The 13082-nt window shown below is 72.2% G+C and carries 10 protein-coding genes; 8 read left to right on the top strand and 2 right to left on the bottom strand.

What is annotated here, in order from left to right; genetic code table 11:
- The first annotated feature begins 137 nt into the window (after positions 1–137).
- From ACH4TP_RS24540 to ACH4TP_RS24525, 4 genes are all read left to right on the top strand, one after another.
- The gene (locus ACH4TP_RS24540) at positions 138–878 is read left to right on the top strand and encodes a response regulator transcription factor (protein WP_398184524.1); all 741 of its coding nucleotides are present in this window, start codon (positions 138–140) and stop codon (positions 876–878) included.
- Positions 875–2329 (top strand): sensor histidine kinase, encoded by a 1455-nt coding sequence (locus tag ACH4TP_RS24535; RefSeq protein WP_398184527.1) that lies wholly within the window; start codon positions 875–877, stop codon positions 2327–2329. The genes ACH4TP_RS24540 and ACH4TP_RS24535 overlap by 4 nt, the downstream gene beginning before the upstream one ends.
- A 558-nt stretch (positions 2330–2887) precedes the next feature.
- Positions 2888–3943 (top strand): magnesium and cobalt transport protein CorA, encoded by a 1056-nt coding sequence (locus ACH4TP_RS24530; RefSeq protein WP_398439132.1) that lies wholly within the window; start codon positions 2888–2890, stop codon positions 3941–3943.
- Between the two features lie 204 nt (positions 3944–4147).
- Positions 4148–4513, top strand: coding sequence for an SAV_915 family protein (locus ACH4TP_RS24525; protein ID WP_398439131.1), 366 nt, complete (start codon positions 4148–4150; stop codon positions 4511–4513).
- A gap of 80 nt (positions 4514–4593) precedes the next feature.
- Here the strand turns inward: ACH4TP_RS24525 and ACH4TP_RS24520 are convergent, their stop codons facing one another.
- Positions 4594–6549: an amino acid transporter gene (locus ACH4TP_RS24520; protein WP_398439130.1), complete on the bottom strand. Its 1956-nt coding sequence runs from the start codon at positions 6547–6549 to the stop codon at positions 4594–4596.
- Positions 6550–6819: 270 nt separating this feature from the next.
- On the opposite strand from ACH4TP_RS24520, the gene ACH4TP_RS24515 reads away from it, so the two are divergent.
- Positions 6820–8658 carry an APC family permease gene (locus tag ACH4TP_RS24515; RefSeq protein ID WP_398184540.1) on the top strand — a complete coding sequence of 613 codons (1839 nt, stop codon included), beginning with the start codon at positions 6820–6822 and terminating at the stop codon, positions 8656–8658.
- A 112-nt stretch (positions 8659–8770) separates the two neighbouring features.
- Positions 8771–9526: a DUF4118 domain-containing protein gene (locus ACH4TP_RS24510; RefSeq protein WP_398184543.1), complete on the top strand. Its 756-nt coding sequence runs from the start codon at positions 8771–8773 to the stop codon at positions 9524–9526.
- A 375-nt stretch (positions 9527–9901) separates the two neighbouring features.
- Here ACH4TP_RS24510 and ACH4TP_RS24505 read toward each other — a convergent pair whose 3' ends face one another.
- Positions 9902–11164: an alpha/beta hydrolase gene (locus ACH4TP_RS24505; RefSeq protein WP_398184546.1), complete on the bottom strand. Its 1263-nt coding sequence runs from the start codon at positions 11162–11164 to the stop codon at positions 9902–9904.
- 623 nt (positions 11165–11787) lie between these two features.
- Between ACH4TP_RS24505 and ACH4TP_RS24500 the strand changes: the two genes are divergently transcribed.
- Together ACH4TP_RS24500 and ACH4TP_RS24495 are read left to right on the top strand one after the other, a co-directional pair.
- On the top strand, positions 11788–12237 hold the full coding sequence (locus ACH4TP_RS24500; RefSeq protein WP_398439129.1) for a potassium-transporting ATPase subunit C: 450 nt from the start codon (positions 11788–11790) through the stop codon (positions 12235–12237).
- A 133-nt stretch (positions 12238–12370) separates the two neighbouring features.
- Complete coding sequence (locus ACH4TP_RS24495; RefSeq protein ID WP_398439128.1) at positions 12371–13060, top strand: response regulator; 690 nt, start codon at positions 12371–12373, stop codon at positions 13058–13060.
- The last annotated feature ends 22 nt before the right edge of the window (positions 13061–13082 follow it).

The following is a 13082-nucleotide window of genomic DNA, read 5'->3' as shown; positions in this document are numbered from 1 at the left end:
CGGGCCGCAGCCTCCCAGCCCAACCTCTGGGTTCCCTCTGAAACCGCCCCGGCCGTCACCCTCAGCGGAGGTTCAGAGGAAACTCAGAGGCACCCGGTGTCCCGCCCGGCCGCAGGACGGGAGATGCTGGAAGGGCCATGGAAGAGCCCCGCATGACATCACCCCCGCACCATCCCGACGGCGCCCCCGTCCGCATCCTCGTCGTGGACGACGAGCCCGATGTGACCGACGTCCTCGCCGCGGCGATGAGCGGCGAAGGATGGGAGGTCCGGACGGCGGCCGACGGGGCGACCGCGGTCGCGGCCGGCCGCGACTTCCGGCCCGATGCCGTGGTCCTGGACCGGATGCTGCCCGACCTCGACGGCCTGGAGGTGCTGCGGGAGCTCCGGCGCGACGCACCCCGCTTGTGCGTGCTGTTCCTGACCGCCCGTGACGCGGTCGAGGACAGGATCGCCGGCATCACCGCGGGCGGCGACGACTACGTCACCAAGCCCTACAGCCTCGAGGAGGTCCTGGCCAGGCTGCGGGGCCTGCTGCGGAGGGCCGGACACGGAACAGCCCCCGCAGGAGCGCCCCGGCTGGCCGTCGGCGACCTGACCATGGACGAGGAGGCGCGGGAGGTCGCCCGTGGCGGAGTCGTCATCGACCTGTCCCGTACCGAGTTCGAACTGCTGCGCTTCCTCATGCGCAACCCGCGCCGGGTGCTGTCCAAGGCCCAGATCCTCGACCGCGTGTGGGCCTACGACTTCGGCGGGCGTGCCCACGTCGTCGAGCTCTACATCAGCTACCTCCGCAAGAAGATCGACGCCGGACGCCCGCCGATGATCCACACGGTGCGTGGGGTCGGGTACGTGCTCAAGGCGAACGGCACGCCGTGAGGCGCCCGGTACCCCGCACCCTGCGTGGCCAGCTCACCGCCGGGTTGGTCGCCCTGCTCGCCCTGGCCTGCCTGGCCGTCGGCATCACCACCGCCGTGGCGCTGCGCGGCTTCCTGACCGGGCGGCTCGACGAGCAGCTCGCCGCATCCCCTGGCCGGTTCGCCGCGAGCCTGGAGCACGAGGCCGAACCGGACGCCGACAATCGCCCGGACACACGGGGCCAGGCCGACGGGACCTTCGGAGCGCGCCTGCTGGACGGCACCGTCACCCAGGCCGCCGTCGTCGAAGACGCGACCGACCGCCCGCTGCGCCTCACCACCGCCGACAGCAGCACCCTCGCCCGCGTCCCCGCGGACGGGCACGGGCACTCCGTCCGCCTCTCCGGGATCGGCGCCTACCGCGTCACCGCCGTCCGGGGCGACGACGGCGACGTCCTCCTGACCGGGCTTCCGCTGCACCCGCTGGAGGAGACCGTCCGCCGCGTCGAAGCGGTCGAGGCCGTCGTGTTCGGCGCCGCCCTCACCGGCACCGCCCTCCTGGGCGCGGCATGGGTCCGGATCTCCCTTCGCCCCCTGCGACGCGTCACCGCCCGGGCCGCGGAGGTGGCCGGGCTGCCCCTCGCGAGCGGCGAGGTCGCCATGCCGGGCCCGCTGCCCGACACCGATCCCCGCACCGAGGTCGGGCAGGTCGGCACCGCCCTCAACCGCATGCTGGGCCACATCGAGAACGCGCTCGTGCGGCGCCACGCCAGCGAGGAGCGGCTGCGCCACTTCGCCGCCGACGCCAGCCACGAACTGCGCACCCCCGTCGCGAACATCCGCGGCCACGCCGAACTCGCGCTCCGCCACCGGGGCCCGGTACCCGGTGACGTCCGGCATGCGCTGGAACGCATCGCGGCCGAGTCGCAGCGTATGAGCGCCCTCGTCGACGACCTGCTCCTGTTGGCCCGTCTGGACGCCGGGCGGCCGGTCGAGCGCGCGACGCTCGACCTCACCCTGCTGATCCTCGACGCGGTGGACGACGCCCGCGCTGCCGGCCCGGACCACCGCTGGCGCCTGGACGTCCCCGAAGAACCCGTCACCGTCACCGGCGATGCCCGCGGCCTCCAGCAGGCCGTGGGCAACCTCCTCGCCAACGCCCGCACCCACACCCCGCCCGGCACCGAGGTGACCGTCACGCTCGCCACCGGGCCGGGAGACGTGACCGTGACCGTGACGGACGACGGCCCCGGCATCCCCGAATCACTTCGGACCGAGGTCTTCGGCCGCTTCGTGCGGGCTGACCACTCCCGCTCCCGTACGACGGGCAGTACTGGTCTCGGGCTCGCGATCGTGCATGCCGTCGCCACCGCCCACGGTGGTACCGCCGCGGTCACCAGCCGTCCCGGGTGCACGGTCTTCCGCCTGACGCTGCCCACCGACGGCCCGGCTCCGTCGGATCCCACTCGGTGAGGCTCGGCCACGTCGCGACGGCGAGGGCGCCATCCGGCTCCCTCCGGAGATCCACGACACCCCCGACCGAAGCCGGCCGTGTGGACCGTGTCGAGCGCCTGCCGCTCGGAGAACTGCAGCCACGACCCCACGGACACCGCCACCACGATCAGGACGGCGATGGGAGCAGGACCGGGAGGACCGACGCCCCGGAACGGCGTGGGCGAGGCGGGTCCGAGGGCGGGGCCATGATGACTCCGGCGGGCTGGGAACGGGAACGGACGCGTCCGGCCCGACGGCGGGAGGAGGGCTTGCACCCACGCGGCGCGGGCGGCCGGAACCGGGCGTGACCGTCGCGGACGGCCGAGCCGTCCCCTCCGCACCGCGGGGCGGTGACCGCAGTGCGATCCTCGTCGACCGGGCCGACGAACCACCGCATCCGGACGGGCGTGTCGACACCGGCCGTGAGGACAATCCGGACGACTCGGAGGAGCATCTATTCCTGTGAGGCCGGTACGGCGCGCCACGCCGCCGGTGGGCAGGAGACGGCGCACGCCGACCGGCCGCGAGGAGGCGGCCATGATCGTCGACTGTGCGCACTACCAGGACGGACGTCGCCAGCACGAGGGCGCGATGCCACTGGAGCAGGCGGCCGCACACTGCAAGCGGGGAGGGTTCGTCTGGCTGGGCGTCTTCGAACCGGGCCCCGAGGAGCTGACCCGGGTCCGCGAGGTCTTCGGACTGCACGAGCTCGCTGTCGAGGACGCCCGGACCTTCCACCTGCGGCCGAAGGCGGAGCAGTACGAGGACGGCACCGAACTGATCATCCTGCGCACGGCGCGCTACGACGACGAGCGCGAGGAGGTCGACACAGGCGAGATCAGCATCTTCCTCGCCGAACACTTCGTGATCACCGTGCGCCAGGGCATCGCGAGCGAGCTGCACGGAGCCCGGAGCCGGCTCGAAAGCCGCCCCGAACTGCTGAAGGCCGGCAGCGCCTCCACGCTGTGGGCCATCTTCGACCAGGTGGTCGACAGCTACGCGCCGGTCGTCGAGGAGCTCGAACGCGACATCGAGCAGATCGAGGCCACCGTGTTCTCCGGGGCCGTCGCCCCGACCGAACGGATCTACTTCCTGCGCCGCGAGGCGACCGACTTCTACCGCGCCGTGCACCCGCTGCTCGCCGTGCTGGGACGGCGCCTGCAGCCCGGGAAGTCACCGTCGGCCCTCGTGCCGTACATCCGCGACGTGCACGACCACCTGCTCCTCGTCAACGAGGAGGTCGCCGCCCAACGCGACCTCCTCACCACGGTCCTGGAAGCGAACATCGCGGTCATCTCCGTCGAGCAGAACAAGATCAACCTCAGGCAGAGCGCCACGATGGAGCGGCTCACCATCCTCGCGAGCGTGTTCCTGCCGATGTCCTTCGTGGTCGGCTTCTTCGGGCAGAACTTCGACTGGCTGGTCGGCCACATCAGCGGCCTCACGGCATTCCTCGTCCTCACCCTCGGCGGACTGCTGCTGCCGTGCCTGATGCTCTACGTCTGGCTGCGCCGACGCCGCAGCCACGCGCCACCGCCGACCGCCGAGGTGACCGACGCCGTACGGCGCGAAGCGCCGGCCCCCACGGAGTGAGCCGGGCCCCGAGGCCGGGGCCCACCGCCGGGCGGCGGGCCCGGGAGTGTCAGGGACGCGCACGAAGACGACCGGCGGCCGTCAAGGTCCCGTCAGGGACCGGCCGGATGCGGGGGCACCGGGGCATAGCTTCGATGCCGTGCCGGATCGCGTTCACGCGTCCGGCGGACATCTGCCCGTGCGAGGTCCCCCAAGGAGCGCCTCATGTGCCTCTTCCAGTACGACGATCCCGAGCCCGAGGAACCCGACCCGGCCGGTCCCCTGTACGCCCCGGTCCGGCCGGGCGGACGAGCGGTGGCGGTCCGGGTCTTCCGGACGCCGCTGGGCACCCGTACCGCCGTCGGGTTCACCACCGTGGAGAGGCTGACCGCCACCCTCGGCGCGGAGCAGCCCTGGATCCGGCTCTCGGAGCCGGTCCTGCGCTCACTGGCCGAGCCGCTCGGCATCGAGCTCCTGACCGTCGACCCGACGCTCACCGCCCCCGCGGTCACCGGCCCGTCGACCACCGCCCGGGCACCGCGGAAGGGGCCGTCCGTCCGCGAGAGGGGACAGGCGGCCCGGACCGTCTGAACCGTGCTCCGCACCGCGCCCCGCCGGATGCGGCGGGGCGCGGCGGCGTCCGGATCCGCGGTCCCGGGCCGCCTCGGGTGTCAGCCGACGTGGACGCGGGGGCGCCGCTCCCGGTCGGGCTCCGCCTCGCGCAGGATCTCTCGGGTGGTGGGGGCGACCTCGCCCCGGCCGAGGAGGAAGAAGCGGAAGAAGTTGGCGAAGGGGTTGCCCTCGGTCCACTCGAAGTAGATGTGCGGGCGGACGCCGGTGAGGTCGCGGGCATGCAGCAGCAGGGCCGCGAGGGCGTTGGGGATGGAGGAGGACTCCACGGTCAGGACCCGGAAACGGTCGTGCAGCACCTCGCCCTTCACCGTCAGACCGGCCTCGAACTCGGAGGGGTCGGTGACGGTCACCTCGATGAAGACGAAGTCCTCGGCGCCGGGGACGTCGTTGTCGGCGCGGATCTGGTCCTTCTTCGCCCGGTACTCCTCGGCGTCCCGGTTGCCCGGTTCGTTGGCGATGAAGCGGGGGGTGCGGCGGGAGATGTCCTGGATGAAACGTTCCGCCATCTCGTCGAGCTCGATGTGGGTGACACGCAGCTCGAAGGCCCGCCCGAGCCGGGACAGGAGCGAGATCAGGATGATGCCCGCGATGAAGCAGGCACCGATCTTCACGCCGTCCGGACGTTCGATGACGTTCACGACGGTCGTGTAGAGGAAGACCACCGAGATCACACCGAAGCCGATCGTCCAGCCCTTCTGCCCCGCCTTGCGGGCCGCGATGGTCACCGCGATGGCCGCCGACGAGATCAGGACGAGGACACCCGTCGCGTAGGCGCCGCCCTGGGCGTCGACGTCGGCGTCGAAGATCCAGGTCACGAGGAAGGCGACCAGGGTGAAGACGATGACCATGGGGCGCACGGCGCGGGCCCAGTGCGGGGCCATGCCGTACTTGGGCAGGTAGCGCGGCATCAGGTTGAGCAGACCGGCCATGGCGGAGGCGCCGGCGAACCACAGGATGGCGATGGTGGCGATGTCGTAGACGGTGCCGAAGGTGTTGCCCAGGTACTCGTGGGCCAGGTAGGCGAGCGCGCGGCCGTTGGCCTTGCCGCCGGACTCGAACTCCTTCGCCGGGATCAGCACCGTGGTGATGAAGCTGGTGCAGATCAGGAAGACGCTCATGATCAGCGCCGCCGTGGTCAGCAGCTTCTTGGTGTCGCGGATGCGGCCGGTGGGCTCGGCCTCGGTGTCGCCCTCGTCGCCCTTCACGTGCGGCATGACGGCGACGCCGGTCTCGAAGCCGGACAGGCCGAGCGCGAGCTTGGGGAAGACGATCAGGGCCACACCGACCATGGCGAAGACGTTGCCGTGCTCGGCCGTCAGCGCGGTGGTCCAGTCGGTGACGACGTGGCCCTCGGTCAGGACGTGCCACAGGCCGTTGACCACGACCACGGCGTTCAGTGCCAGGTAGACGCCGACGAGAGCGACGGCGACGCCGATGGCCTCCAGGAAGCCCTTGAGGAACACCGCGCCGAGCAGCGCCACGAGGATCATGGTGATCAGCACCTGCTTGTCATGCAGCGCCGACTCCAGGTGCGGGTTCTCCACCAGGTGCGTGGAGGCGTCGGCCGCCGACAGGGTGATGGTGATCAGGAAGTCGGTGGCGGCGAAGCCCAGCAGGGTGAGGACGAACAGCTTGCCCTTCCAGAAGGACAGCAGACGCGCCAGCATCGCGATCGAGCCCTCGCCGCGCGGGGACTCCTCCGCCACCCGCCGGTAGACCGGCAGGGCGCCGGCCAGGGTGACGATGACGAGCACGATCGTGGCGACGGGGGAGAGCAGCCCGGCGGCCAGGGCGGCGATGCCGGGCTGGTAGCCGAGGGTGGAGAAGTAGTCGACACCGGTCAGGCACATCACCCGCCACCACGGCTGGCCCTGGTGCCCGGCGTCCGGCGCCGTCTCCTTGGGCCGGGAGGGCCTGCCCTTGCCCATGTCGGAGAGGCCCTCCAGCATCCACGCGCGCAATCGTCCGGTGCGCGCGTCCGGTGTGGTGGCCATGGGGTACTCCTGAACTGGGTCGGATGAGGGGTATCCGTCCATACGTGCGGACGGCCGGGCCAGCGTAAGCAACGCGTCAACGACCGACCGGGGCGAGCGCGTCAGGAAAACGTCAAGATGCGCGACCCGGCCTCACCGGCCTCCCGAGCCCTCGTGTCAAGAACGTGTGAAGAGAGCGGCACCCGGCGCCAAGAACGCGGCAGGAAGCGCGGAAGCCACGCCGGACGGGGGACACCCTGAGCGGACCTGAGCACGAAGGAGATCACCCGCATGTCCGCTCTGACCACCGAAAACGGGGCCACGCCCGTCGCAGAGGAGCCCCCGGACACCGGCGCGCGCCACAAGCTGACGGCCGTCACCGGGCTCGCCGCGCTGTCGCTGGACGCGATGGCCTCGGTGGCGTACGGCCCCGAGGCCATCGTGCTCGTCCTCGCGGCCGCCGGTGGACACGGTCTCGGCTTCACGCTCCCGGTCACGCTGGCCATCGCCGGCCTGCTGGCGGTGCTCGTGGCCTCGTACCGGCAGGTCATCGCCGCCTTTCCCGACGGCGGCGGGTCGTACGCGGTCGCCAAGACCCACCTGGGCCGCCGGACGAGCCTCGTGGCCGCCGGCTCCCTGGTCCTGGACTACGTCCTGAACGTGGCCGTGGCCGTGACCGCCGGTGTCGCCGCCCTCACCTCCGCCTTCCCGGGGCTCTACGGGGACCGGCTGGTGATCTGCCTCGGCGTCCTCGTCCTGATCACCGCCGTGAACCTGCGGGGGATCGTCGACTCGGCCCGCGCCTTCATCCTCCCGACCGCCGTGTTCATCGGCGCGATCCTCGCGCTGATCGTCGTGGGCCTGTTCCGCGACGCGCCGGTCTCCACGGCGGCCTCGGACGGCCACGCCTCCGTCCTCGCGGACAACGCCACCACCGTCGGCGCCCTGCTCCTGCTCAAGGCGTTCGCCTCCGGCTGCTCCGCGCTCACCGGCGTGGAGGCGATAGCGAACGCGGTGCCGTCCTTCCGCGCCCCCGCCGCCCGGCGGGCCATGCGCGCCGAGGTCGCGCTCGGCGCGCTGCTCGGCGTGATGCTGATCGGCCTGTCCGTACTGATCTCCCGCTTCGGCCTCCAGCCGGTCGAGGGCGTCACCGTCCTCGCCCAGCTCGCCGACGCCTCCCTCGGCCACAACTGGGCCTTCTACGTCGTCCAGTTCGCCACCATGGTGCTCCTGGCCCTGTCCGCGAACACCTCCTTCGGCGGCCTGCCCGTCCTGCTGAAGCTCCTGGCCCGCGACAATTACCTGCCGCACGTCTTCGGACTCAAGGCCGACCGCCAGGTCCACCGCCACGGCGTCGTCTGGCTGGCCGTCGTCTCCGCCGCCCTGCTCGTCTTCTCCGGCGGCGACACCAACACCCTCGTCCCGCTCTTCGCGATCGGCGTCTTCGTCGGCTTCACGATCGCCCAGACCGGCATGGTCCTGCACTGGCGCCGGGAGAGGGGACCCAAGTGGGCGGCGAAGGCCCTGCTCAACGGTTTCGGGGCGGTCCTCACCGGTGTGTCGGCGGTGGTCGTCACCGCGACCAAGTTCCACGACGGGGCGTGGCTGATCGTCATCGCCCTCCCGGTCCTCGTCCTCGCCTTCGAGGCCGTCCACCGCGCGTACGGGAAGATCGGCGAGCGTCTCGGCGTCGGCCGGATCCCGGAGGCCCCGCACCGCGAGCGCTCCCTCGTCCTGGTCCCGGTCTCCTCCCTGACCCGCGTCACCAGCGAGGCCCTCACCGCCGCCGTCTCCCTCGGCGACGAGGTCCGCGCCCTCACCGTCTGCCACCCGGACCCCGAGGACCTGGCGGCCACCGAGGCCCTGGAGCGGGACTGGGCGCTGTGGGACCCGGGAGTCCCCCTCGTACGGCTCTCCTCCGAGCGCCGGTCCCTCGGCCGGCCCATCAGCGCCTACGTACGCGAGCTGGGGGCGACCGCACCGGGGACCAGGGTCACCGTCCTCATCCCGGAGGCCGAGCCCGAGCGGCTCTGGCAGCGCGCCCTGCAGAACCAGCGGGGCGCGGTCGTCGCCCACGCCGTCCGCCGCGACACGGACGCGGTCGTCTGCCGGCTCCGCTTCCGCTGCTGACCCCGTCGTCAGAGATCCGTCAAGGACTCCTCCCTCCGGTGCCGTCCACGCCGCACCGGGCGGAGGCTTGATGTGTCGGTGCAGCGGGGGGCTGGACCTTGCGAGGTGGATCATGAGGATTCCGCTTCGGGACACGGCCGCCGTCGCCGCCGGAGTCCTGGCACCGTTCGCCGCGGCCCTCGCGCTGCTGCCGCTGCGGACGTCCGTCACGCACACCAATCTCGCCCTGCTGCTGGTCGTCGTGGTCGTCGCCGTCTCGGCGCTCGGCAACCGGTTCGCCGGCGCGCTCGCCGCCCTGTCGGCCGCCGCGTGGTTCGACTTCTTCCACACCGTGCCGTACCAGAGCTTCCACATCCAGGACCGCGCCGACGCCGAGACCGCCGTCCTGCTCCTGTCCGTCGGCCTGATCGTCTCCCAACTGGCCGCCTACGGAAGGACGATGAGGCGGGTGGCGGTCTCGGACGCCACGCATCTGGAGCGGCTGCACGGCACCACCCGGCTGACCCGCGTCAGCACGTCGTCCGACGACGTCGTCCGACGGGTGCGGCAGGAGCTCGTCGAGGTCCTCGAACTGCGGGCATGCCGCTTCGAGTACGGCATGCTCATCGGGCGCCCGCCGCGGCTCGACCCCGACGGGACGGTACGGGTGGACGGCTGGATCTGGGACCTGGAGCAGCAGGGCTGGCCGGACGGCGAGATCGAACTGCGCGCCATCGTCCACGGCCGGTACCAGGGCCGCTTCCTGATGACCCCCGGACCCGGCTCCGTACCGCCGCCCCTTGAGGCGCGCCTGGTCGCCGCCGACCTGGCGGCCCAGGCCGCGGCCGCGCTGGACGAGGACGCGGTCGGCGCAGGCCCGAGACCGTGAAGACCGAGTGGGCGGTGTCCCGTTCGACACGGCGCCCGAGCCCGTCGGGGTCCCGCACACCGCCCCTCAGGGTGCCGTTCTCGCGGGAGGCCCTCGCACCCGCCTCCGGAAGCAGCCAGAGAGCCGGGTCGGCGAGGGCGTCGAGGCGCGGATGCCCGGTCAGGACCCGGGCCGCGAGGCGCTCGCCCTCCTCCAGGCGGGTGAAGGCCGCGCCGAACGGGCAGGGTCGGGACCCGTCGACGCCGCTGCGGGCCCCGGTGCCGAAGGGGGCCGGCGGACGGCCGTTGCCGCCCGCTGTCCCTGATCGTCGCACCAGGTCGGCGAGCGGACGAGCCGTCGACCGGCTCAAGCGGCACATGACCGGCCTGACGGCCCCTAGCGCGCGAGCGTGTCGAACCAGCGCACGATCTGGGGCCCCGCCAGCTTGAAGGAGCCGTTGTGGTCGGTCTTTCCGTGGTCGATCACGGGGGCCGTCACACCGTTGCGGGCCAGATCGGCCGCGCAGCTGGCGGAGTTGGCGATCGGCACGTCCGTGTCGCCGGCCGCGCTGTGCAGCCGTACGGGCACGTCGGGCTTCCAGTCGCAGGTCCCGTCCTGCGCCTTGAGCGCGGCCAGCAGGCCGCCGTCCGGGTGGCGCAGCCGCTCGTAGAAGCCGTCGGTCAGCAGCTCCTTCACCGAGCCGGGCAGCTTCGTGAAGATGTCCTCCTCGGTGTGCCGGGTGTCGAAGAGTTCCTCCACGTACCCCGCGTACGGCTGCCGGAAGGCCTCGGCCGGGTCGTCGTAGACGGGGTGCAGCCGGTTCTGCGCGGTGAGGAAGTACGCCATGTAGAAGACACCGCTGATGTCGTTGACGCGGCCGTCGAACAGGGCGGGGGTCTCGGCGCCCTGGAGGTCGTACGGTCCGGCTACCGGCGCGAGCGCCCGCAGCCGGAAGTGCCGGTCCGCGCCCCGCTCCAGCTCGCGGCCCAGCGCCATGGCGACCTGGCCGCCCTGGGAGAACCCGGTGCCGTACACGTCTCCGGTGAGCGGCCTGCCGAGCGCACGCGCGGCGGTCCTGGAGGCCCGCAGCATGTCGAGCGAGGCGGAGACGGAGGAGGCGGTGTCCATGTACGGGTGGAGGCCGGGGCCCTTGCCGAGCCCGAGGTAGTCGGGTGCGGCGACGGCGCGGCCCGCGGCGGCGTGCAGATAGGGCGCGTACAGCCCGAAGTCCTGGGCGACGGACGGCGCGTAGTCGCGGTGGACCATCGTGCCGTGCGTGTCGGCCACCAGGTCGAGCCGGCGCTCGCCGCCCTTGGGGAGCGCCAACAGGCCGGTGGCGGTGGTCGGTTCGCCCCGGGGCGTCAGGGTCCGGTACGTGAGCCGGTAGCCGCGCACACCGTGGCGCACGGTCGCCGGATCGATGCCGGCGTCCTTGAGGAACGCGGCGACCTCGGCCCGGCTCAGGTCGGCGACGGGAGTGACACCGAGAAGGGCCCCGCGCCCCGTGCTCTGCTGTGCCGGGCGGGGTTCGGAGGCCGCGACCGCCGGGGCGGCGGCAAGGGCGGCGAGGACGACGGCGGTCGCGGCGGCCAGGGACCGGCGTACTCGCCTGCGCTGCACCGCCTGCCGGAAGCGGGTGCGGGTCGTGGTGTTGGTCATGACGGCGACGCTACGGAACCGCTGATCGCCGGGACATCCGACGCACCCCCGGCCCGGGGTGCGGCCAGCCCCACCCCGGAACCAGGGAATCCCCCCTGGGCGGAGGTGGGTTGGGCCGCCGTCCGGCTGCGCGGTCCGCGGCCCATGAGCCGAACACCGGGCCCGCCCACGGAGACGGAGCCCGTCGCGGCCGCACTCCTGGGCCGGGCGGGGGAGTTCCGGGACGGTACGGCGCGGCGGGCGAGGGCCGAGATCCCGTGCCACGGTGCCGCGCTCGTACCGCGCCCGTGCCATGGTGCCGCGCCCGGACGTCCTGCCCGCCCGTCCGGGCCCTCGGCTCCTCGGCGCTCGGAGCCGCCTCCGGATTCCGCCGAGAGAGTGGCCGCGCGTCAGGGATCCGCCAAGACGCCGTCAGCATGTGACGGCACCCCGCAAGGGACCCGTCAAAGTGCTCCCAGGCGCCCCGCGCAGCGGGTTTCCTCGCCACAGGACACCCATAAGGACTCACCAGGGAGTGACGCGCTCATGAGCGTGGAGAACGTGGTCGGCCTGATCGCCCCGTTCATCGGCATCAAGCTCATCGACCTGCTCCTCCCCCCCATCCCCGGAATCGGCTGACCACGATGAACAACAACATAGGAAACGCAGGACGATTGCTCTGGGCGGGCCTGCACGCCCTGCTCGTCCTGACCGTGCTCTGCGGCGTGCTCTACCCGCTCGCCGTCACCGGCATCGCCCAGGCGGCCTTCCCCGGCAAGGCCAACGGCTCCGAGATCAAGGACGCCAAGGCCGCCGTCGTCAAGGACAACTCCGTCCCCGGCCGCCCGGTCAGGCCCTCCGACGTCCCCGCCGACGCCGTCACCTCCTCCGGCTCCGGCCTCGACCCGCACATCTCCCCCCGGTACGCCCGGCTCCAGGTCCACCGCGTCGCCGCGAGGAACCACCTCACCGTCGCCCGGGTCGACCGGCTCGTCGCCGACCACACCGACGGCCGGATCCTCGGCTTCATCGGCGAACCCCGCGTCAACGTCCTCCGACTCGACATCGCACTCAGGGAATTGATGAAGGGCTGATGGCCTTGTCGAAGCGGCACGGGAGCCGGCGGATCCGGGAACGCCCCGGGTCCGCCGGCTCCCGCGGCACGACGGACGACACGAACTGCACTTACCACACGAACTGCACGTACAAGAGGAAGGCAGCACGCCGATGACGCGGGTGCTGGTGGTCGAGGACGACGCACAGCTCGCACGAGCGCTGGTGATCAACCTGCAGGCGCGCCAATACGTGGTGGACGCGGCGCCGGACGGTGCCACGGCGCTCTCCCTCGCCGCCGCCGAACCGCCGGACGTGCTGATCGTCGATCTGGGGCTGCCGGACATGGACGGCGTCGACGTCATCCGGGCGTTGCGGCGCTGGAGCCGTGCCTCCGTACTGGTTCTCTCCGCTCGTAGCGGCTCCGAGGACAAGATCCGTGCCCTCGACGCGGGGGCCGACGACTACATGAGCAAACCGTTCAGCATGGACGAGCTCCTGGCCAGGCTGCGCGCAGCCACCCGGCGGGCCGCGGAGGCTCCGGCGGCCGAACCGGTCGCGGGAGGCCAGGTCAGTACCGATGACTTCACCGTCGACCTGGTGGCCAAGAGGGTGCGGCGCGAGGAGCGTGATGTACGGCTCACCCCGACCGAATGGCATCTGCTGGAAATACTGATCTGCAACCCTGGGCGGCTCATCAGCCAGCGCCGGCTGCTCCAGGAGGTGTGGGGGCCCAGCTACGGCACCAAGACGAACTATCTCCGGGTCTACATGGCCCAGTTGCGACGCAAGCTGGAAATGGATCCGTCGCATCCCCGCTATCTGATCACCGAACCCGGTATGGGCTATCGGTTCGAACCGTAGAGCCGTAGGAGAGACGCAGAAC

Source organism: Streptomyces sp. NPDC021012 (assembly GCF_044333355.1).
Lineage (GTDB): Bacteria > Actinomycetota > Actinomycetes > Streptomycetales > Streptomycetaceae > Streptomyces.
This window is presented reverse-complemented; position numbering and strand designations above follow the sequence as displayed.